Raw genomic sequence first — 18,477 nt, 5'->3', positions numbered from 1 at the left:
GTTGCTATGCGCATCGGGGGTACTGCGCGCTGCGGCTCGGGGGCGGGAGATGCGTACTCGCTGTACGCGCCGCCGGGCTCAGGCTCGTTACGGGGTGGGGTGTCAGGCGGTGGCCTGACGGGCCCGGTTGCGGGCGGCACGGCGCTTCATCGCGCGACGCTCGTCCTCGCTGAGGCCACCCCAGACGCCGGAGTCCTGGCCGGACTCGAGCGCCCACTGCAGGCACTGCTCCATGACGGGGCAGCGACGGCAGACGGCCTTGGCTTCCTCGATCTGCAGCAGCGCAGGACCGGTGTTGCCGATGGGGAAGAAGAGCTCGGGGTCTTCCTCGCGGCAAACGGCGTTGTGACGCCAGTCCATGGCTGCTACCTCTCCTTGGTATTACATGCACGTTGCTTGTGAATGTGAACGCTTTCACGAATCCCTCAACAAGTGAAGGGCCGACTGCCAGGATTCCCTGACGTGGTCCTGTGATTTGAGGAGGGGTTCTGGCTCTCTGTGGGGCCGATGTTGCGGGCCGTCCCGATCGCCACGTAGAGACTCGCAAACCTCAGCGGCGGATACAACCCCTTCTGGAAAGTTTTTTTTGATTCCTCGGTGTCGACTAGGTCACAGCCGTACTTCCATGGGGTGGACCCTGGTCTAAACGTTCGAGTGAAAGGACTTTGGGCCCTTCCGCTCACACAATCACACGCAGTGCACGGCGTACGCCTGTGAACGTCACGCTGGTGCGCAGTCCCAGGTGGTCACCGTCCATCTGGAGGGGGAGCGGCGCCTTCGAATGCAAGGTGAAGTCGGTCAGGTCATGGAGAGTCAGGGCGTGCTTGCCATGGGGTCCGCGCTCGGGGGACGAAGTGAGCAACTGGGTGGCATACCGGGCAGCCGCACCCGTCGACATGCGGTTGAGAGCGAGTACGTCGAGCCCGGTATCGAACGAAGCCTTAGGCGACGCGTACACCGGACGATTGCCGAGAAACGTCCAGGGCGAGGTGTTGCAGATTATGGACATCACAAGATCGGTGACCGGGTCCTGGCCGGGGCGCTCCAGTGTGATCGTTCCGTGCCTGCGGTGAGGTTCGTCCAAAAACTGACGTGCCACTTGGCGCAAATAGAGGGCGTGAGTGGAGCGCTTGCCGCGCTCGCGCTGCTGCTCGACCCGGCCGATCACCCCCGCGTCGAAGCCGAGCCCCGCGCAGAAGGTGAACCAGCGGGAGGGGACGGCTTCGTCCTCGGTGCCGGGGGTGCCCGCGGCGAGACCGAGGCCGATCGCGCGCTCGCGGTCCTCTCTGAGCGCGTCCAGCAGGGCGCCGGTGGCCTCCACGGCGTCGTTGGGCAGGCCCAGGGCGCGGGCGAAGACATTGGTGGAGCCGCCGGGGACCACCGCGAGGCGGGGCAGACGGTCCAGGTCGGGGCCGTTGTGCAGGAGACCGTTCACGACTTCGTTGACGGTGCCGTCGCCGCCGAGCGCGACCACCAGTTCTATGTCGTCGCTCTCCGCGGCCTGCCGGCCGAGGTCCCGGGCGTGCCCGCGGTACTCGGTCGTGACCACCTCGAGCTTCATCTCGCTCGCCAGTGCGTGGATCAAGACATCGCGCGTGCGCGCACTTGTGGTGGTAGCTGCCGGATTGACCACGAGAAGTGCACGCATGCGATGCAGCGTACCTACCGAGGGGTACTGGTCCCAGACAGAGTTAGGGATCCGGTAAGAGATAGGGGCGTGAGTCTCGACACGGTGAGGTGCGGGAGGCGGTGGGGTGGCGGTCGGGGCCGGGCCGTGCGCCGGGGCCCGAGGGATACCCTTCGGGGGTGAGCGCTGAGCAGATCCCCACCCCTGACGCCCCTTCCGCAGAGCCCCGTCCCGGACGGCTGACCGCCGCGGCCGCGCTGGCCGCGCTGGAGGGGCTGGTCCTCGCCGTGGGGGGCGTGTGGATGCTGGTCCTGGGGGCCACGGGTGGCTCGGGAGACGGGAAGCAGGGCGTGACTCTGGGCGTGACGCTGATCGTGCTCGCGCTGCTGCCCCTGCTGGCCGCCCGCGGCCTGCTGCTACGCCGCAGCTGGAGCCGGGGGCCCGCGGTCATCACCCAGATCATGGCGCTGCCCGTCGCCTACAGCCTGCTCCAGGCCGACAGCGTGGCGATCCCCGCCGGAATCGCCCTCGCGGTGGTTGCGATCACGGCGCTGGTCCTGCTCGTCAGTTCCGAGACCACCCGGGCGCTGGGCATCCGTGGCCCCGGTGCCGCGGAGGAAACCGAGTAGCTCCGACCTGCCGGCGGGGTCCGTACCGGTTGCGCGCCCGCTGAAAAGGCGGGATCCGCGCCCGGGGGGTCGGGCTCCGCGCCTACGGGGACTCCGCTGCGGTGCCCCCGCCCGGCGGCTGCCCGGTTACTCCTCGACCAGGAGCTTTTCGCGGAGCTGCGCGAGGGTGCGGGCCAGCAGGCGGGAGACGTGCATCTGGGAGATGCCGACCTCCTGTGCGATCTGCGACTGGGTCATGTTGCCGAAGAAGCGAAGGAGCAGGATCCGCTTCTCTCTCGGGGGGAGGTCCTCGAGCAGGGGCTTCAACGACTCCCGGTACTCGACGCCCTCCAGGGCCTCGTCCTCCGCACCCAGCGTGTCCGCGACCGCCGGGGACTCGTCGTCCGTGTCGGGGACGTCCAGCGACAGCGTGGAGTACGCGTTGGCGGACTCCAGGCCCTCCAGGACCTCCTCCTCCGAGATGGCCAGCTTCTCGGCCAGCTCATGCACCGTGGGGGAGCGGCCGTGCTGTTGCGACAGCTCGGCCGTCGCCGTGGTCAGGGCCAGGCGCAGTTCCTGCAGGCGGCGCGGCACCCGCACCGCCCAGCCCTTGTCGCGGAAGTGTCGCTTGATCTCGCCGACGACCGTCGGGGTCGCGTACGTCGAGAACTCGACGCCGCGCTCCGGGTCGAAGCGGTCGACCGACTTGATCAGGCCGATGGTCGCGACCTGGGTGAGGTCGTCCAGCGGCTCACCGCGGTTGCGGAAGCGGCGCGCCAGGTGCTCGACGAGCGGGAGGTGCATGCGGACCAGCTGATTGCGCAGCTCCGCGTACTCCGCGCTGCCGTCCTGCAGCTTGCGCAGCTCGATGAACATCGCCCGCGCGCCGCTGCGGTCCTGCGGGTCGTGCTGGATGTGCTGGGCGCTCGGCCCGTGCTGCGTGCCCTGCACGCTCTGCACCCCTGGCTTGTCGTGTCGCTCGTGCTCGCTCATAGTCCCGCCCGTCACCAGCCGCCGCCCTTCCGAGGACGTGCTCGGCGCGGCACCCTCCGGATCCCGTTGCCCGTCGTCCTGGCCGGAGAGGCTCTCCTGTGCGTCCTCCGGGTGCGGCCGGGCCTGTTCGGGGATGCCGTCGACGCCTTCCACCGTGCCCCGCGGCCCGTCGAGGCCGTCGACACGTCCGGCGGGAAGCTCCCGTGTGCCGCGCTCTTCGTCCCGCACCGGCCCGTCCCCGTTCCTCACGCCGGCCCGGGTCCCGCGCCGCGCTGTTTGTAGAGGCTGATCGAAACGGTCTTGTCCTCGGCGACGGTGGAGTCGACCTTGCCCGCGAGCGCCGACAGGACGGTCCACGCGAACGTGTCCCGTGACGGAGCGTGACCGTCGGTGGTCGGAGCGGAGACCGTCACCTCGAGCGAGTCCTCGATGAGCCGGAAGACACAGCTGAGCACCGATCCGGGGACGGCCTGCTGCAACAGGATCGCGCAGGCCTCGTCCACCGCGATGCGGAGGTCCTCGATCTCGTCGAGGGTGAAGTCCAAACGGGCCGCGAGACCGGCCGTAGCCGTACGCAGCACCGACAGGTAGGCACCCGCGGCCGGCAGCCGGACTTCCACGAAGTCCTTCGTCGCGGGCTCGCCTGCGATCTGGGACACCCTCACCTCCAAGGTGGTACAAGCTCTTTCGAGCTCTTTTCGGGGGCCGAGGGTCGCCCCCCGGGGTAACGCGCTAGGTGGTTCAGCGGTGACGCTACCGCGCTCCCGACTTTTCTGTCCTGGGGACCCCGCCCCTTGCTGTCACTCATAGTAAGCCTATGAGTACGCACAGTGGCTAGGGGTCTGCGGGCCCAAATAGGAAGAGCGCGCGCCGGGTTGACGTACCCAGGCGTCAGACGGTCGAACCGTCCGGGCCGTGGGTCACGCCAGTACGTGGTCGACGAAGCACCAGCGCCAGCTCTCACCGGGCTCGAAGGTCCGCATCACGGGATGTCCGGTCTCCTTGAAATGCCCCGCCGCGTGCCGCAGCGGCGATGAGTCGCAGCAGCCGAGGTGCCCGCAGCTCAGACACAGCCGCAACTGCACCGGATGTGTACCGGCGGCCTGGCACTCCAGGCAGGTCTCGCTCAGCGGCCCGGGTTCGGGGTGCGGCAGCTCGTCGGCGTGCGTGCACTGTTTCATGATTGCCAGGTTACGTCGGGCGTGCGGGATGTCGCGCGAAAACGAGGGCGGGCGGAAGACGATGGACGTATTGCCACTGCTGTTGCTGGTCGCGGGGAGCGCCGCGGTCGCCGGGCTCGCCCGTCGCACCCCGGTGCCGGCGCCGCTGTTGCTCGTCGCGGCAGGCCTGGCCGTCTCGTACGTCCCTGGGGTGCCCGGATACGAACTCGACCCGGAGATCGTGCTCCCGCTGGTGCTGCCCCCGCTGCTGTACACGGCGGCCACCGACAGCTCGTACCTCGATCTTCGGGCGCATATGCGGCCCATCGCGCTGCTGTCGGTGGGGTACGTGCTCTTCGCGACGCTGGCCGTCGGCTGGGCCGCCTATCTGATCGTGCCGAGCCTGCCGCTGCCCGCGGCGCTGGTCTTCGGAGCGGTGGTGGCGCCGCCGGACGCGGTGGCGGCCACGGCGGTGGCGCGCCGGGTGGGGCTGCCCTCGAGGATCACCACGATCCTTCAGGGCGAGTCCCTGGTGAACGACGCGACCGCGATCACCGCCTACAAGGTGGCCCTCGCCGCCGCGGTCGGCGCGGGCGCGACCTGGGCCGGCGGTGTCCGTGAGTTCCTCCTCGCGGCGGTCGGAGGTGTGGTCGTCGGTCTCGTCCTGATGGTTCCGATCCACTGGTTGCGCACGCACCTGGATGAGGCACTTCTCCAGAACACCCTCTCCTTGTTGATCCCCTTCGTCGCCTACGGGATCGCCGAGAAGGTGCACGCCTCCGGAGTGCTCGCGGTGGTCGTCGTCGCGCTCTACCTCGGGCACCGTGCCTGGGAGGTGGACTTCGCGACCCGGCTCCAGGAGGAGGCGGTGTGGAAGATGGTCGCGTTCGTCCTGGAGTCGGCGGTGTTCGCCCTGATCGGACTCCAACTGCCGGTCGTCCTCAAGGGCCTCGGCCAGTACCAGGGAGCCCAGGCCGCCTGGTACGCGGTGGCCGTCTTCCTGGTCGTGGTCGCCGCCCGGTTCGTATGGATCTATCCCGCCACCTTCCTGCCCCGGATCCTGTCGGCGCGCGTCCGGGAGCGCGAGGGGTCCCCCACCTGGAAGGGCCCGTTCATCATCGGCTGGGCCGGCATGCGCGGGGTGGTCTCGCTCGCCATCGCCTTCTCCATCCCGCTCACCGTGGACGGCGGTGCCTCCTTCCCCGATCGCAACCTGCTCCTCTTCCTCACCTTCACCACCGTGATCGGGACCCTGGTCGTCCAGGGACTGACCCTGCCCCCTCTCATCCGCCTGCTGAAGCTGCCGGGACGCGACGTCCAGGCCGAGACGCTCGCCGAGGCGAACGCCCAGGCGCAGGCGTCCCGGGTCGCCGAGGAGCGCCTCGACGAACTCCTCACCGACGACCGCAACGCCCTGCCCCCGCCGCTCGCCGACCGGCTCCGCTCGGTCCTGGAACGCCGCCGCAACGCCGTCTGGGAACGGCTCGGCGCCGTCAACCCGGTGACCGGGGAGACCGCCGACGACACCTACCGCCGCCTGTCCCGCGAGATGATCAGTGCGGAACGCGAGGTGTTCGTGAAACTCCGCGACCACCGCTACATCGACGACGAAATGCTCCGCACCCTCCTGCGCAGACTCGACCTGGAGGAGGCGGCGGCCTACCGAGAAGCGGCGTGAAGCGCCGGACGAGGGCTCAGAACGGTGCCCCCGTGATCACCGCCGCCACCGTCGTCCCCCGTGGGAACGCCCCCTCCTCCACCAGGGTGACGAGTCCGTAGAGCATCTTGGCGACATAGAGACGCTCCACGGGCAGGCCGTGGCGCTGTTCGAAGTCCGCGGCGAAGGTGTCGAGTTCGGGCGTGGCGCGGGCATAGCCGCCGAAGTGGAAGCGGTCGTCGAGTGACCAGGTCCCGCACGGGCCGCCGAAGGCGGCTTCCTGGAGGGCTCTTATGTCACTGCCCAGGAAGCCGCCCTTGAGGACAGGGATCCCCAGGGCCCGCTGGTCGGGGGCGAGGCCGGCGGCCAGGCCGGCGAGGGTGCCGCCGGTGCCGCAGGCCAGGGCGGCCACGTCGACACCGCCATGGCCCCGCAGCTCCGCGCCGAGCTCCCGGCAGCCGCGTACGGCAAGGGAGTTGCTGCCACCCTCCGGGACGACGTACGCGTCCTCGGCGTCCACCGAGCGCAGCAGGGCGGCCATCGTCTCCGGTTCGCTCTTGCGGCGATACGTCGACCTGTCGACGAAGTGCAGTCGCATGCCGTCGGCCGCGCAGCGCGTCAGTGAGGGGTTGAGGGGCCGGTCGGCCAGCTCCTGGCCGCGGACCACCCCCACGGTCGTCAGCCCGAGGAGGCGGCCCGCGGCGGCGGTGGCGCGCAGATGATTGGAGTACGCGCCGCCGAACGTGACCACCGTGCGGCCCGCCGCCGCGCGGATGTTCGGGGCGAGCTTGCGCCACTTGTTGCCGATCAGCTCCGGGTGGATCAGATCGTCCCGCTTGAGCAGCAGCCGCACGCCCTGGCGCGTGAAGCGCTCGTCCGTGACCTGGCACAGCGGCGAGGGCAGCCTCGGCCGCAGAACGGTCGGGTCGAGCGCTTCGGGGACGGCCGGAGCGGCCGGGGTGGTCGGGTCGTCCGGGGTTGCGGGGCTGGGCACCCCACCATTGTCGGACACCTGTCCGGTATGCGGGCGGCCGCCCCGTGCCCGTCCATCACTTGAGGCGGTCGCGGACGCGCTCTCTCATCGAGGCCATCGTGAAGCCGCGCGGGTCGACCTTGCCCGGCTGCCACTCCAGGTGGCCGATGACCGAACGCTCCGTCCAGCCGTGGTGGCGGCAGATCGCGGCCGCGACCTTCTCGATGGCCTCCAGCTGCACCTCGGGCCACGGATCCTTTCCGTCCCCGAGGTTCTCGCACTCGAAGCCGTAGAAGTGGCGGTTGCCGTCGGTGTTCGCCTCGTTGTCCGGCGGGAGCGCCTTCTCCGCGATCACGGCGCGCAGCACGTCGTCGTCGCCCAGGCCCGCGTGGTTGGCCCGGCCGTAGCCCACGAGGTGCAGGACACCGTCCTTGGTGATGACACCGTGGCACAGCGGGCCGGGCAGATCAGGGCGGCCCGCACGACAGAGCCCGACGGTGTGCTCGCTGCCCGAGGTCACCGAGTGGTGGATCATCACGCCGTACACCGGACCCCAGGGCCCTTTGTGATTGCGGCTGTGATGCTCCCAGTCGCCGACCTCGACGACGGTGACGCCTTCCTCCCTGAGCTGGTCCAGGAAACCGCCCGCGGACATGGGTGGGGCCATGACCGCCTCCTTCGCACTCCGCGGCGGCCACCGGTCGCGGCCGTCTCGTACCGCAGCTGTACCCGGAACCCGGGGCTCCGGCCCAGCCGTTCGTACGGCGTGCGAGTTGATCCGGTCAGGGGCGCGGGCGCGTCTGACCAGCGCGTTCACGGCGCGTTCGCGGTGCGTCCGCGAGGCCCGTCAGGAGCGCAGGAACGCGTCCCCGTTCACAGCGATGTGGCTCTCCAGCGCCTGCAGGGCCTGCTGGGTCGCCTCGGGGGAGCCGCTGCCGCGCCGCTCCGCGTAGTACGCCGCGCCCAGTTTCTTGAGGAGGTCGCCGCCCGCACGCTGTGCCTGCACCTCGTCGAGCTTCTGCTTGCCCTGCGTGAGCCCTCGCTGCGCCTGTTCCTTGGCGCGGTCCAGGAAGCCTGCCATTGCCGTCTCCTGTCGTCGTCCGTCACCGCGTCAAACGGTTGGCCTGATCTCGGAGTTCCCGCTCGCAACGGCTCCGCGCTGTTCGAGGACGACGGCGCCGGCTGTTCGATCGATCGACAAAAGCGGACCCTCTGCCCAATCCGCCGTGATCCATTCCCGCTCATTCGTGTAATAGCACCGGCACGCTCCGTGATGGAAGGCTGGTCGGCGCAGATCAGCGCATGACCGGGAGGGCAATTTTCATGTCGGTAGGCGAAGAGGTCCGTGCGGGTCAGGGCAAGCCGCAGCAGAGTCTCGGCACATCGGCCGCGCGGAACCTGGCCACCACCACCAAGTCCGCACCCCAGATGCAGGAGATCAGCTCACGGTGGCTGCTGCGCATGCTTCCGTGGGTGAACGTGCAGGGTGGCACGTACCGCGTGAACCGGCGGCTCAGCTACTCCGTGGGCGACGGCCGCGTGACGTTCGTGAAGACCGGTGACCGTGTGCAGGTCATCCCCGCGGAGCTCGGCGAGCTGTCCGTGCTCCGCTCGTTCGAGGATCAGGAGGTGCTCGGCGAGCTCGCCCAGCGGTGCCAGCAGCGGGAGTTCGTACCGGGCGAAGTGCTCGCCTCGTTCGGCAGCCCGTCCGACGAGGTGTTCCTGCTCGCGCACGGCAAGGTGGAGAAGATCGGCACCGGCCCGTACGGCGACGACGCGGTCCTCGGCGTCCTCGCCGACGGCGCGTACTTCGGCGAGCAGGCGCTCATCGACCCGGACGCCATCTGGGAGTACACGGCCCGCGCCGTCACCGCGGTCACCGTGCTCGCACTGCCGCGCCAGGACCTCGAGCAGGTCGCCGAGCGCTCCGACTCCCTGCGCGAACACCTCACGTCGCTGCGCGCGATTCCGGAGCAGCGCACCAACAAGTACGGCGAGAAGGAGATCGACCTCGCGGCCGGCCACACCGGGGAGCAGGACATCCCCGGCACCTTCGTGGACTACGAGGCCGCGCCGCGCGAGTACGAACTGAGCATCGCCCAGACCGTGCTGCGCCTGCACACGCGTGTGGCCGATCTCTACAACCAGCCGATGAACCAGACGGAGCAGCAGCTCCGCCTGACCGTCGAGGCGCTGAAGGAGCGCCAGGAGCACGAGCTCATCAACAACCGGGAGTTCGGACTGCTCAACAACTGCGAGTACGACCAGCGGCTCCAGCCGCACGACGGCGTGCCCAGCCCCGATGACCTGGACGAGCTGCTCAGCCGCCGGCGTGGCACCAAGCTGTTCCTCGCCCACCCGCGCGCGATCTCCGCGTTCGGCCGCGAGTGCAACAAGCGCGGACTGGTCCCCGAGAGCGTCGAGATCGCGGGCAACCGAGTCCCGACCTGGCGCGGTGTGCCGCTGTTCCCGTGCAACAAGATCCCCGTCAGCGACACCCGGACGACCTCGATCATCGCCATGCGTACCGGCGAGGCCGAGCAGGGTGTCATCGGCCTCCAGCAGGCGGGCATCCCGGACGAGATCGAGCCGAGCCTGTCGGTGCGCTTCATGGGCATCAACGAACAGGCGATCATCTCCTACCTGGTGACGGCGTACTACTCGGCGGCGGTTCTCGTGCCGGACGCCCTCGGCATCCTGGAGAACGTCGAGATCGGCCGCTGGCGGTGACCTTCCCGACGCCGGCCGCCGTGTTCCCGCCCGATCAGGCGGGAACACCGGGGACGAGGCGGAGTCCGGCCGAGACCCTGGACAGGCGGGGCCTCATCGGCAAGCCCATGGAGGGCAGGCCCTCGGACGGCGGGTCCGCGGACGGGAGGCCCATGGATCGGCAGGTCGCGCCCGGCCCGCTGGACGGGCAGGAGGCGGCGGGCATCCTGGAGTACGCCCGTGCGTCCGTCGACCCCGAGCTGCGCAGGGCCGTCGACTCGCTGCCTGGATCCATGCGCCGGATCGCGCTCTACCACTTCGGCTGGGAGCACGCGGACGGCACCCCGGCGGCGGGCAACGCGGGCAAGGCGATCCGCCCGGCCCTGGTGCTGACCGCCACGGGAGCGCTCGGCGGTCAGCACGCGGCCGCCGTACAGGCGGCGGCCGCCGTGGAGTTGATCCACAACTTCACGCTGTTGCACGACGACGTCATGGACCGGGACACCACCCGCAGACACCGCCCCACCGCGTGGACCGTGTTCGGCGATGCCGACGCGATCCTCGCCGGGGACGCCATGCAGGCGCTCGCCCAGCGGCTGCTCGCCGAGGACGCGCACCCGGCGTCCCAGGCCGCCGCCGCCCGGCTCGCGTCCTGCGTCGTGGAGCTGTGCGAGGGGCAGCACGCGGACACGGCCATGGAGAGGCGCGGACCCGCCGAGGTCACCCTCGACGAAGTGCTCGCCATGGCCGAGGCCAAGACCGGCGCGCTGCTCGGCTGCGCATGCGCGCTCGGCGGGCTGTACGCGGGGGCGGACGAGGAGGACGTCGACGCGCTGGACGCGTTCGGCCGGGAGGCCGGGCTCGCCTTCCAGCTGATCGACGACGTGATCGGGATCTGGGGGGACCCGAGCCGAACCGGCAAGCCGGCCGGGGCGGACCTCATCGCCCGCAAGAAGTCCCTGCCCGTGGTCGCCGCGCTCGCCTCCGGCACCCCGGCGGCGACGGAACTCGCCGAGCTGTACGGAGTTCCCTACGAGGAAGGGGAGTTGGAGCGCACGGTGCAGGCCGTCGAGCGGGCGGGCGGCCGTGACTGGGCGCAGCTCCAGGCGGCCGACCGGATGTCCCGGGCGATGCACGAGCTGTCCCGGGCGATCCCCGACCCGGAGGCGGCGGGCGGCCTCCTCGCGCTCGCGGAGTTCGTGACGCGGCGCAGCAACTGACCCGTTCGAACCTTCGGATGACCCGTTCGACCCTTCAGAAGGGCGGTTGAAGACCCCGGGGCCTCCGGGACCGTACGGCACCTGACCTCCGTACGGCACCGGGCTCCGGCCGGAGCGGGTCCCGCGCATCCCCACGGTGCGCGGGGCCTGTCTCTCTCGGGCCCGGACGGGCCCGACAGGCCCTAGGCTGCAACAGCCGTACGATCAGCGGCGGTTGAGGCGAGAGGGTGGGACATGGGCGTGGTGATCCGGACGGCGGACGTGGGCGACCGGGAGCTGGTCACCCGGCTGCTCGACGAGGCGTTCCAGGACGACCCGGTGAGTGGCTGGGTCTTTCCGGACCCGGCGCACCGCCGCGCGAAGCACCCCGGGCTGATGGGGATGTTCACCGAGGTCGTGCTCGCCGAGGGCCGCATCGACGTCACGGAGGACGGCACGGCGTGCGCGCTGTGGCTGTCCGTGCCCGCCGACGCCGGCCACGCCGACGACGAGGACGACGGTCCCGCACGGCTGCGTGAGGCCGTCGACCCCGACAACGAGCGGGTCGAGCTGATAGGCCGCCTGACGGCCGGGATCCACCCCGCGGGCCGCGCCCACGAGTACCTGTGGATGATCGGCGTGGCGCCCCAGCGCCAGGGCGAGGGCCTCGGCACCGCGCTCGTCCGGTCGGTCCTCGACCGCTGCGACCGCGAGGGTCTGCCCGCCTATCTGGAGGCGAGCAACGCCGACAGCCGTCGGCTCTACGAGCGTCTCGGCTTCGAGCTCACGGGGCGCCCTCTCGACCTGCCGGACGGTCCGCGGATGTGGCCGATGTGGCGCGAGCCGCAGCCCGGGCGGGGAGCCTGATCGGGCAACGCGCGGGACGGCGAGTGCAAGAACGGCGTCTTCGTGGCGGACGTACAGCAGGAAGCGCTGAAGCGTCACCCGCCCTACCCTGAATGCATGGGCACCGATGAGCATGTCTGCCCCGCCTGCCGGCAGCCGGTCACCACCGTCGTGCGGCGCCACAAGACGCTGGGCGCGTTCGTTCCCGTATGGGGTCCCGGCCCCTGCCACAACCCGGAGTGCGAGAGGTACGTCGGCGAGCCCGGAGCCGGAGTCGGGTCCGGCGGTGCGGGATCTGGAGGCGGCGCGCGGTCCCGGTCCGTGCCCGGGACCGGATCCGAACCCGGCAGGGACACCGGAGAGCCCCGGGAGCAACCCGGGGAGTCCGTCGCGGAAAAATGAGGAAGCCGAGGGAGCCGACTCGTGAAGTACCTGGTGATGGTGCAGGGCACGCAGGCGGACTACGAGGGCATGCGGGGCAAGGGCTCCGCACACGCCCCGGCCTGGAGCGAGCAGGAGCTGCAGGCGATGTACGCGTACATGGGCGCGATCAACGACGACCTCTCGAAGTCCGGTGAGCTCGTCGACGGGCAGGGGCTGGTCGAACCGGCACAGACCCGCCTGGTCACGGCCGGGCAGGACGGGAAGGCCGTCATCACCGACGGGCCGTACAGCGAGACCAGGGAGCTGATCGCCGGCTACTGGGTACTGGAGTGCGAGAGCCTGGAGCGGGTCACCGAGATCGCCGAGCGCGTCACCCGCTGCCCCGGCCCCGAGGGCGCCACGAACTACCCGGTGGTCATCCGCCCCATCCTGGACGGCACCGGAGACATCTGAGCGGGATGCGCCCGCGGCACCTCCGGTCTCCCCGAGCGACGCCACGGGAGACGAGGGCGGCCCGGCTGAGGCCGTAGCGTGGCGGCATGTCCGAACCCTTGTTGCACCTCACCGAGCGCTCCCTGTGGGACGCGGCGCGCGCGTCCGGCGCGTACGAGATGTCCACCCGTGGCCGCACCCTCCAGGAGGAGGGCTTCATCCACTGTTCGCTGCGGCACCAGGTCCCCGGGGTCGCCTCCTTCCTGTACGGCGGGTACGACGGCCCCGACGAACTGGTGCTCCTGGTCATCGATCCCGAAGGGCTGGACGTGCCGGTGCGCTACGAGGCGGTCAAGCCCGGGGGCGAGGAGTTCCCGCACATCTACGGGCCGATTCCGGTGGCTGCCGTGGTGGACGTGGAGGTGTGGGAGCCCGCGTAGGCCTGTCCGCTTCGGGTCGTTCCTCGGGTCAGGCCGGGGCCGGGAGGCTGCCCGTCGCCGGGTCCCGGCCGGTCAGGCAGTACGTGCCGCCGACCGGGTCCCGCATGACGGCCCAGCGGGCGCCGTGACCGACGAGCACGGCACCGAGCCGCTCGTGGTGGGCGCGTACCGCCTCGATGTCCGAGCAGGCGATGTCGAGGTGGGCGGCGGCGGGGCGGGCGGTGTCGAGGCGTTGCAGGAGGATGCGGAAGGGGAGCCCGGCGGGCGGCCTGAGCAGGTGGAACTCCGGGAGCGCGCCGGGGTGCGACTCCCATCCGGTCAGGGCGCTCCAGAAGGCGACTTCGGCCTCGAAGCGGGTGGGCGCCACGTCCAGGCACACCTGGTCGAGGCGGCTGGTGGCGCCGGTGGGGCCCGGGACGACCGCAGGCCGCGCCGACTCGCCGTGCCAACGGACCGCACAGAACGGCTGACCACCGGGGGAGCGCAGGACGACCAGGTCCTCTTCGGTGGTGACGATCTCGGCGCCGAGCTGCCGGGCCGACTCCGCCAGCGCCGGTACGTCCTCGACGGCGAGGTCCAGATGGGCGCCGCCGTCGCCCGCGTCGACGCCCTGCGCCTTGACGCAGGCGTCGGTGCCGTCGGGCAGCAGGGTCACGAACTCGCCCTGCTCACCGCGCGGTTCGGACAGCTTCGTCGCCGTGACCGCGGTCCAGAAGCCGCAGGCGCGAGCGAAGTCCTTCATGGGCCGGTCGACGAAGGCGTAGGTCCATCGAATGGGATCAGCCATGGGTCGTTTCCCGCTCCCTCTCAGACGCCGTGTGCGGCTCGTACCGTCTCCTGTCCGATCAGCCCGCGCAACGACGTTTTCACCCGTGAGACGAAGGCATCCCGCGCGTCGGGGGAGAGGACGTCCAGGGACAGATACGGGTTCAGATCCTCCAGCTCCACAAGGAGCAGTTCGCCGCCGGGGGCCCGGCAGGCGTCGACGCGCTGGATGCCGTACGCGATGTCGTTCCAGTCGACGAACCGCTGCGCGAACTCCCGGTCCCGCTCGGTCGGCTCGTACGGTTCCAGGGCCCAGCGCTCGTCCGGGCGGGGCGTGTACAGGGCGTACTGGAAGGTGTGGTCGACGAAGTAGAAGGACACCTCGTAGCGGAAGTCGATGCGTGGCTGGACGAGGATGTTGCCGTACGACAGTTCGGGCAGCCGGTCGCGCGGTACGAACTCCAGGCCGATGGAGTCCGCTCCCAGCTTGGGCTTCACGACGTAGGTGTCGACGTCCGGAAGCCGGTCGAGGTCGTCCGCGCGGTCGATGGTCGGGATGACCGGGAACCCCGCCGCGGTGAGGTCCAGCAGGTACCCCTTCCCCGCCATGTCCCCCTTGCCGGACAGCTGGTTGTACACGCGGACACCTTCCGTGACCGCCTGCTTCCGGAACGCGTCGTACTGCGCCTGGTAGTGCAGCACGGGCCCGCTGTTCCGTACGACGACGGCGTCGAAGCCGGTCATCAGCGCGGCCGCGTCCAGGGGGTGACACACGGCGAGGTCGAACTCCTCGCGCAGCCGGGAGGTGAGGAAGATGTCCTCGTCGCAGTACCGCCGCCCCTTGGCCGGGTAGGCCAGGTCACTGACGTAGAGGACGCGGGGGCGCGCGGACGGCATCGATGACTCCTCGGACTACGGGACTTCAGACGATCCGTTCCATGGGCGACCCGCTCCCACGGAACACACGGACGTAGTCTGCCTCCCGCCGGCCGATGCGGGGGTGGCCGGGGTCAGGCAGCGGGGCGTTCGGTGAAGCGCAGGAGGTTGCCCGCCGGGTCGCGGAAGGCGCAGTCGCGGACGCCGTACGGCTGGTCCATCGGCTCCTGGAGGACATCGGCGCCGGAGGCGCGGACGCGTTCGTAGAGGGCGTCGCAGTCGGCGGTGGAGAAGATGACACCGCGCAGGACGCCCTTGGCGAGGAGCTCGGCCATGGCCTGTTTGTCGGCGGGGGAGATGTCCGGGCTCGCGGCGGGCGGCTCCAGGACGATCTGGACGTCCGGCTGGAGCGGGGAGCCGACCGTCACCCAGCGCATCCCCTCGAAAGCGACGTCACCCCGGACCTCCAGGCCGAGGACGTCCCGGTAGAAGGCGAGCGCTTTGTCATGGTCGTCCACGGCGATGAAGCACTGTGAGAGTTTCAGGTCCATGGCCCCACGCTAGAGGCGCGTACCCGGTTCCGCTTCCGGGTTGCGGTGGCGGGTCGGGCGGGTCAGGCGCTGGGCCACGCACGGCGGGATGGGGGCGCCGTGGTCGTGCGGCCGGGCCCGGTACGCGCTCGGGGTCTCGCCGACCAGCTCCGTGAAGCGGGAGCTGAACGAACCGAGCGACGTACAGCCCACGGCGAGGCAGACCTCCGTGACTGTCAGGTCGCCCCGCCGCAGCAGGGCCTTGGCCCGCTCTATTCGGCGGGTCATGAGATAGCTGTAGGGCGTCTCCCCGTACGCCGCCCGGAAGCTCCGCTGGAAGTGCCCGGGTGACATCAGCGCGGTGCGCGCGAGCGCGGCGACGTCCAGCGGCTCCGCGTACTCGCGGTCCATCCGGTCGCGTGCCCGGCGCAGCCGGACCAGATCCTCCAGAGTCATTTCTTCAGGATGGCACGCGCCACTGACAGAGGCCGGTGGGTCAAGGCCACGGACGGGACGCGGCCACCGGGCCGCGGGCGACGAGCGGGCCGGCGAGCCGAGCAGCTGGAGGCGGCGCATCCGGCCGCGCGTGGTCTCCGTCACGTCGTGACGCGCCCACAGGCCCGCGAACTCGTCACTGCGGACGTCGAGTTCACCCACCAGCTCGCCCCGGCCTTCGAACGCGGCGATGAAAGAAGACCGCACCCGGACCGTCAGGGACGCCGTGTCGGGCGTCCCGCGGGCCGGGTGCGGGCTGAGGGACCGCGTGACCGGAGAACCGAACAGGTCGCGGGTCGAGCCGTATGACCAAAGGTCAGGCCTTCTTGGTCTCCCAGAAGATCTTGTCGATCTGGGCGATGTAGTCCAGCGCCTTCTGGCCCGTGGCCGGGTCCGTGGACGCCTTGGCGGCCGAGAGGGCCTTCAGGGTGTCGTTGACCAGCTGGTGCAGCTCCGGGTACTTCTCGAAGTGCGGGGGCTTGAAGTAGTCGCTCCAGAGCACCGACACGTGGTGCTTGGCGAGCTCGGCGCGCTGCTCCTTGATGACGGTGGCGCGAGCCTGGAAGTGCGGGTCGTCGTTGGCGGCCATCTTTTCCTGGACGGCCTTCACCGACTCCGCCTCGATGCGGGCCTGGGCCGGGTCGTACACGCCGCAGGGCAGGTCGCAGTGCGCGCTGACCTTGACCTTGGGGGCAAACAGGCGGGAGAGCATTGAGCTGTCCTTCCTCGTGATCGTCTTCTCAGGTGGGACATTACTCCGTAGGAGACGTCTTTTCTCGAGTGCCCCCATGGGCTTAGGACAAAAGTCCAGGGTGAGACTGGGACTGGTGGAGGATGGGACCGGGGAGGTGCCGGTGATGCCGGAGCTGTCGCAGGAGACCGAGCGTGGGAGGGCCGTGCTGCCGTTCGGGGCGGCCGAGGTGACGGGGCCCTCCATGGTGCCAACGCTCCAGCACGGAGATCGGCTCGTCGTGCAGTACGGGGCCCGGGTCGGGCCCGGTGACGTGGTCGTTCTGCGCCATCCGTTCCAGCAGGACCTGCTGGTCGTGAAGCGGATCGCGGAGCGGCGCGAGGGGGGTTGGTGGGTGCTCGGGGACAACGCCTACGCGGGTGGGGACAGCACCGACTACGGAACCGTGCCCGAGGACCTCGTCCTCGGGAAGGTGCGCTTCCGCTACCGGCCCCATCTACCGGGTCAGCGCTCGCCGTTCGCCGTCGTCCGCTGGGCACTCGGCGCCGCCAGGCCGGTGCTCTCCGACCGGTCGGCCTCCAGGCGTTTGCGCGCTCGGTAGGCCGCCACGTTGGCGCGCGTCGCGCAGCGGTCCGAGCAATAGCGCCGGGAGCGGTTCGTCGACGTGTCCAGGTACGCGTTGCGGCAGGGGGTCGCCTCGCACAGGCCGAGGCGGTCCACGCCGTACTCGGTGAGGTGGAAGGCGAGTCCCATGGCGGCGATCGCCGCGTAGCCCGCGGTCGCGTTCGACGGGTGGTCCGCGAGGTGCATGTGCCACAGCGGGCGCCCGTCGTCGTCCCGGTGGTCGTGCCCGGAGATCTGCGGACTGACGGGGAACTCCAGGAGGAGTGAGTTCAGCAGGTCCACGGACAGGGTCTCGTCGCCGCCGTCGGCTGCCTCGAAGACGGCGCGCAGCCGGGCGCGGACCGACCGGAAGCGGGTGACGTCCGCGTCCGTGGCGCGGCGGGCCGCGGAGGAGTTCCCCTCGAAGAGGTCCCGGACCGCTTCGACCGAGGTGAGCGAGTCCTTGCCCCGGGTCGGCTCCTCGGTGTTGACGAGGCGTACCGCGTAATCCGAGTAATAGGCCAGTTCCACTTGTAGTCCTTACGGAGGCGCTCTATCGTCATGCGTGCGGTCGGGTAACGGCTGATCGCGCTTCCAGGGTATTACGCGGGCGAGTGAAGGCGAACGGAGAAGGGGCTTCCATGACCGTCGGCACCGGAATCGACAGCGACGAGATCCATGGCAACGGCACCGACTGGCATGCCTGGCAGGAGAGCTGGGACCGGCAACAGGAGTGGTACATGCCGGACCGGGAGGAACGCTTCCGGGTGATGCTCGACATGGTCGAGGCCCTGTGCGGCCCGGAGCCGCGCGTCCTCGACCTGGCCTGCGGCACCGGCACCATCACGGCCCGGCTCCTCGACCGCTTCCCGAAGGCCACCAGTACCGGCGTCGACCTCGACCCGGCGCTGCTCACCATCGCCGAGGGCACCTTCGCGGGCGACGAGAGGGTCTCCTTCGTCACGGCCGACCTCAAGGACCCGCACTGGGCGACCCGGCTGCCGTACGACGCGTACGACGCCGTCCTGACCGCCACCGCCCTCCACTGGCTGCACAGCGAACCCCTCGCGGTTCTTTACGGCCAGGTCGCGGAGCTCGTCCGCGACGGCGGCGTCTTCATGAACGCCGACCACATGATCGACGAGTCCACGCCCCGGATCAACGAGGCCGAGCGCGCCCAGCGGCACGCCCGGATGGACGAGGCCAGGGCGCGCGGGGTGCTCGACTGGGCCGCCTGGTGGGAGCTGGCGGCTCAGGACCCCGTCCTCGCCGCGCCGACCGCCCGCCGCTTCGAGATCTACGGGGAGCACGCCGACGGTGACATGCCGTCCGCCGACTGGCACACGCGTGTGCTGCGCGAAAGGGGCTTCGGGGAGGCGCGGGCGGTGTGGCGGTCGCCGTCCGACGCGCTGGTGCTGGCAGTGAAGTAGACAGGCCACGGGGGGCCGGACGAAGGAGGGGCGGTACGGGATTCCCGTACCGCCCCTCC

General features: G+C 70.5%; 23 protein-coding genes. 9 read left to right on the top strand and 14 right to left on the bottom strand.

Translation table 11 applies throughout. The features are described from left to right. Window positions 1–102 precede the first annotated feature (102 nt). Both ACIRA5_RS40335 and ACIRA5_RS40330 read right to left on the bottom strand, forming a co-directional pair. Window positions 103–360: a WhiB family transcriptional regulator gene (locus tag ACIRA5_RS40335; RefSeq protein WP_006380970.1), complete on the bottom strand. Its 258-nt coding sequence runs from the start codon at window positions 358–360 to the stop codon at window positions 103–105. Window positions 361–679: 319 nt separating this feature from the next. Next, window positions 680–1,648: a diacylglycerol/lipid kinase family protein gene (locus ACIRA5_RS40330; RefSeq protein ID WP_403699589.1), complete on the bottom strand. Its 969-nt coding sequence runs from the start codon at window positions 1,646–1,648 to the stop codon at window positions 680–682. Window positions 1,649–1,806: 158 nt separating this feature from the next. Between ACIRA5_RS40330 and ACIRA5_RS40325 the strand changes: the two genes are divergently transcribed. After that, on the top strand, window positions 1,807–2,256 hold the full coding sequence (locus ACIRA5_RS40325) for a hypothetical protein (RefSeq protein WP_403699586.1): 450 nt from the start codon (window positions 1,807–1,809) through the stop codon (window positions 2,254–2,256). 126 nt (window positions 2,257–2,382) lie between these two features. On the opposite strand, the gene ACIRA5_RS40320 is transcribed toward ACIRA5_RS40325, so the two are convergent. The 3 genes from ACIRA5_RS40320 to ACIRA5_RS40310 all read right to left on the bottom strand — a co-directional run bounded on the left by ACIRA5_RS40320 (window position 2,383) and on the right by ACIRA5_RS40310 (window position 4,409). Further along, window positions 2,383–3,477, bottom strand: coding sequence for an RNA polymerase sigma factor SigF (locus ACIRA5_RS40320; RefSeq protein ID WP_403699583.1), 1,095 nt, complete (start codon window positions 3,475–3,477; stop codon window positions 2,383–2,385). Further along, window positions 3,474–3,887, bottom strand: coding sequence for an anti-sigma regulatory factor (locus ACIRA5_RS40315; protein ID WP_351429616.1), 414 nt, complete (start codon window positions 3,885–3,887; stop codon window positions 3,474–3,476). Before ACIRA5_RS40315 ends, ACIRA5_RS40320 begins: the two co-directional genes overlap by 4 nt. 261 nt (window positions 3,888–4,148) lie before the next feature. Next, on the bottom strand, window positions 4,149–4,409 hold the full coding sequence (locus ACIRA5_RS40310) for a UBP-type zinc finger domain-containing protein (RefSeq protein WP_403699580.1): 261 nt from the start codon (window positions 4,407–4,409) through the stop codon (window positions 4,149–4,151). Between the two features lie 61 nt (window positions 4,410–4,470). Between ACIRA5_RS40310 and ACIRA5_RS40305 the strand changes: the two genes are divergently transcribed. Next, complete coding sequence (locus tag ACIRA5_RS40305; protein WP_403699577.1) at window positions 4,471–6,066, top strand: Na+/H+ antiporter; 1,596 nt, start codon at window positions 4,471–4,473, stop codon at window positions 6,064–6,066. Window positions 6,067–6,082: 16 nt separating this feature from the next. Here the strand turns inward: ACIRA5_RS40305 and ACIRA5_RS40300 are convergent, their stop codons facing one another. From ACIRA5_RS40300 to ACIRA5_RS40290, 3 genes are all read right to left on the bottom strand, one after another. After that, window positions 6,083–6,961: a 1-aminocyclopropane-1-carboxylate deaminase/D-cysteine desulfhydrase gene (locus tag ACIRA5_RS40300; protein WP_403699663.1), complete on the bottom strand. Its 879-nt coding sequence runs from the start codon at window positions 6,959–6,961 to the stop codon at window positions 6,083–6,085. Window positions 6,962–7,094: 133 nt separating this feature from the next. Continuing rightward, on the bottom strand, window positions 7,095–7,685 hold the full coding sequence (locus ACIRA5_RS40295; protein ID WP_403699574.1) for an N-acetylmuramoyl-L-alanine amidase: 591 nt from the start codon (window positions 7,683–7,685) through the stop codon (window positions 7,095–7,097). A gap of 180 nt (window positions 7,686–7,865) precedes the next feature. Next, window positions 7,866–8,099, bottom strand: a complete 234-nt coding sequence (locus ACIRA5_RS40290) for a hypothetical protein (RefSeq protein WP_054228125.1) — start codon at window positions 8,097–8,099, stop codon at window positions 7,866–7,868. Window positions 8,100–8,341: 242 nt separating this feature from the next. On the opposite strand from ACIRA5_RS40290, the gene ACIRA5_RS40285 reads away from it, so the two are divergent. From ACIRA5_RS40285 to ACIRA5_RS40265, 5 genes are all read left to right on the top strand, one after another. Further along, window positions 8,342–9,748 (top strand): family 2B encapsulin nanocompartment shell protein, encoded by a 1,407-nt coding sequence (locus tag ACIRA5_RS40285; protein WP_403699571.1) that lies wholly within the window; start codon window positions 8,342–8,344, stop codon window positions 9,746–9,748. Window positions 9,749–9,855: 107 nt separating this feature from the next. Further along, window positions 9,856–10,947, top strand: coding sequence for a family 2 encapsulin nanocompartment cargo protein polyprenyl transferase (locus tag ACIRA5_RS40280; RefSeq protein WP_403699660.1), 1,092 nt, complete (start codon window positions 9,856–9,858; stop codon window positions 10,945–10,947). A gap of 234 nt (window positions 10,948–11,181) precedes the next feature. Continuing rightward, window positions 11,182–11,793, top strand: coding sequence for a GNAT family N-acetyltransferase (locus tag ACIRA5_RS40275; RefSeq protein WP_403699568.1), 612 nt, complete (start codon window positions 11,182–11,184; stop codon window positions 11,791–11,793). Window positions 11,794–12,195: 402 nt separating this feature from the next. After that, the gene (locus ACIRA5_RS40270; protein ID WP_403699565.1) at window positions 12,196–12,609 is read left to right on the top strand and encodes a YciI family protein; all 414 of its coding nucleotides are present in this window, start codon (window positions 12,196–12,198) and stop codon (window positions 12,607–12,609) included. An 86-nt stretch (window positions 12,610–12,695) separates the two neighbouring features. After that, the gene (locus ACIRA5_RS40265) at window positions 12,696–13,028 is read left to right on the top strand and encodes a DUF952 domain-containing protein (RefSeq protein WP_403699563.1); all 333 of its coding nucleotides are present in this window, start codon (window positions 12,696–12,698) and stop codon (window positions 13,026–13,028) included. A gap of 28 nt (window positions 13,029–13,056) precedes the next feature. Here the strand turns inward: ACIRA5_RS40265 and ACIRA5_RS40260 are convergent, their stop codons facing one another. From ACIRA5_RS40260 to sodN, 5 genes are all read right to left on the bottom strand, one after another. Continuing rightward, entirely contained in the window at window positions 13,057–13,815 is a 759-nt protein-coding gene (locus tag ACIRA5_RS40260; protein ID WP_403699560.1) for a VOC family protein, read from the bottom strand. Window positions 13,816–13,835: 20 nt separating this feature from the next. Beyond that, the gene (locus tag ACIRA5_RS40255; protein WP_403699557.1) at window positions 13,836–14,690 is read right to left on the bottom strand and encodes a hypothetical protein; all 855 of its coding nucleotides are present in this window, start codon (window positions 14,688–14,690) and stop codon (window positions 13,836–13,838) included. A 113-nt stretch (window positions 14,691–14,803) separates the two neighbouring features. Then, complete coding sequence (locus ACIRA5_RS40250) at window positions 14,804–15,220, bottom strand: VOC family protein (protein ID WP_403699554.1); 417 nt, start codon at window positions 15,218–15,220, stop codon at window positions 14,804–14,806. Window positions 15,221–15,229: 9 nt separating this feature from the next. Then, entirely contained in the window at window positions 15,230–15,655 is a 426-nt protein-coding gene (locus tag ACIRA5_RS40245) for a helix-turn-helix transcriptional regulator (RefSeq protein ID WP_054228117.1), read from the bottom strand. 355 nt (window positions 15,656–16,010) lie between these two features. Further along, entirely contained in the window at window positions 16,011–16,406 is a 396-nt protein-coding gene (gene sodN, locus ACIRA5_RS40240; protein WP_020136639.1) for a superoxide dismutase, Ni, read from the bottom strand. A gap of 145 nt (window positions 16,407–16,551) precedes the next feature. Here sodN and sodX point away from each other — a divergent pair, with 145 nt between their 5' ends. Continuing rightward, a complete protein-coding gene (gene sodX, locus ACIRA5_RS40235) occupies window positions 16,552–16,986 on the top strand; it encodes a nickel-type superoxide dismutase maturation protease (RefSeq protein WP_099946637.1) in 435 nt (144 codons plus the stop codon). On the opposite strand, the gene ACIRA5_RS40230 is transcribed toward sodX, so the two are convergent. Beyond that, window positions 16,890–17,519: a CGNR zinc finger domain-containing protein gene (locus tag ACIRA5_RS40230; RefSeq protein WP_403699551.1), complete on the bottom strand. Its 630-nt coding sequence runs from the start codon at window positions 17,517–17,519 to the stop codon at window positions 16,890–16,892. The two genes, sodX and ACIRA5_RS40230, sit on opposite strands and share 97 nt — an antisense overlap. A 110-nt stretch (window positions 17,520–17,629) precedes the next feature. On the opposite strand from ACIRA5_RS40230, the gene ACIRA5_RS40225 reads away from it, so the two are divergent. Then, the gene (locus ACIRA5_RS40225; protein WP_403699549.1) at window positions 17,630–18,418 is read left to right on the top strand and encodes a class I SAM-dependent methyltransferase; all 789 of its coding nucleotides are present in this window, start codon (window positions 17,630–17,632) and stop codon (window positions 18,416–18,418) included. Window positions 18,419–18,477: the final 59 nt, after the last annotated feature.

Origin of the sequence: Streptomyces sp. NPDC096311 (genome assembly GCF_044763085.1) — a bacterium.
Taxonomy (GTDB): domain Bacteria; phylum Actinomycetota; class Actinomycetes; order Streptomycetales; family Streptomycetaceae; genus Streptomyces.
This window is presented reverse-complemented; position numbering and strand designations above follow the sequence as displayed.

Excerpts from the sequence above, each read along its gene's own strand:
- sodX (WP_099946637.1), top strand. The coding sequence starts at position 16,552 with ATGCCGGAGCTGTCGCAGGAGACCGAGCGTGGGAGGGCCGTGCTGCCG.
- ACIRA5_RS40255 (WP_403699557.1), bottom strand. The coding sequence starts at position 14,690 with ATGCCGTCCGCGCGCCCCCGCGTCCTCTACGTCAGTGACCTGGCCTAC.
- ACIRA5_RS40265 (WP_403699563.1), top strand. The coding sequence starts at position 12,696 with ATGTCCGAACCCTTGTTGCACCTCACCGAGCGCTCCCTGTGGGACGCG.
- sodN (WP_020136639.1), bottom strand. The coding sequence starts at position 16,406 with ATGCTCTCCCGCCTGTTTGCCCCCAAGGTCAAGGTCAGCGCGCACTGC.
- ACIRA5_RS40295 (WP_403699574.1), bottom strand. The coding sequence starts at position 7,685 with ATGGCCCCACCCATGTCCGCGGGCGGTTTCCTGGACCAGCTCAGGGAG.
- ACIRA5_RS40330 (WP_403699589.1), bottom strand. The coding sequence starts at position 1,648 with ATGCGTGCACTTCTCGTGGTCAATCCGGCAGCTACCACCACAAGTGCG.
- ACIRA5_RS40335 (WP_006380970.1), bottom strand. The coding sequence starts at position 360 with ATGGACTGGCGTCACAACGCCGTTTGCCGCGAGGAAGACCCCGAGCTC.
- ACIRA5_RS40260 (WP_403699560.1), bottom strand. The coding sequence starts at position 13,815 with ATGGCTGATCCCATTCGATGGACCTACGCCTTCGTCGACCGGCCCATG.
- ACIRA5_RS40305 (WP_403699577.1), top strand. The coding sequence starts at position 4,471 with ATGGACGTATTGCCACTGCTGTTGCTGGTCGCGGGGAGCGCCGCGGTC.
- ACIRA5_RS40290 (WP_054228125.1), bottom strand. The coding sequence starts at position 8,099 with ATGGCAGGCTTCCTGGACCGCGCCAAGGAACAGGCGCAGCGAGGGCTC.
- ACIRA5_RS40285 (WP_403699571.1), top strand. The coding sequence starts at position 8,342 with ATGTCGGTAGGCGAAGAGGTCCGTGCGGGTCAGGGCAAGCCGCAGCAG.
- ACIRA5_RS40275 (WP_403699568.1), top strand. The coding sequence starts at position 11,182 with ATGGGCGTGGTGATCCGGACGGCGGACGTGGGCGACCGGGAGCTGGTC.
- ACIRA5_RS40225 (WP_403699549.1), top strand. The coding sequence starts at position 17,630 with ATGACCGTCGGCACCGGAATCGACAGCGACGAGATCCATGGCAACGGC.
- ACIRA5_RS40250 (WP_403699554.1), bottom strand. The coding sequence starts at position 15,220 with ATGGACCTGAAACTCTCACAGTGCTTCATCGCCGTGGACGACCATGAC.
- ACIRA5_RS40310 (WP_403699580.1), bottom strand. The coding sequence starts at position 4,409 with ATGAAACAGTGCACGCACGCCGACGAGCTGCCGCACCCCGAACCCGGG.
- ACIRA5_RS40280 (WP_403699660.1), top strand. The coding sequence starts at position 9,856 with ATGGAGGGCAGGCCCTCGGACGGCGGGTCCGCGGACGGGAGGCCCATG.
- ACIRA5_RS40245 (WP_054228117.1), bottom strand. The coding sequence starts at position 15,655 with ATGACTCTGGAGGATCTGGTCCGGCTGCGCCGGGCACGCGACCGGATG.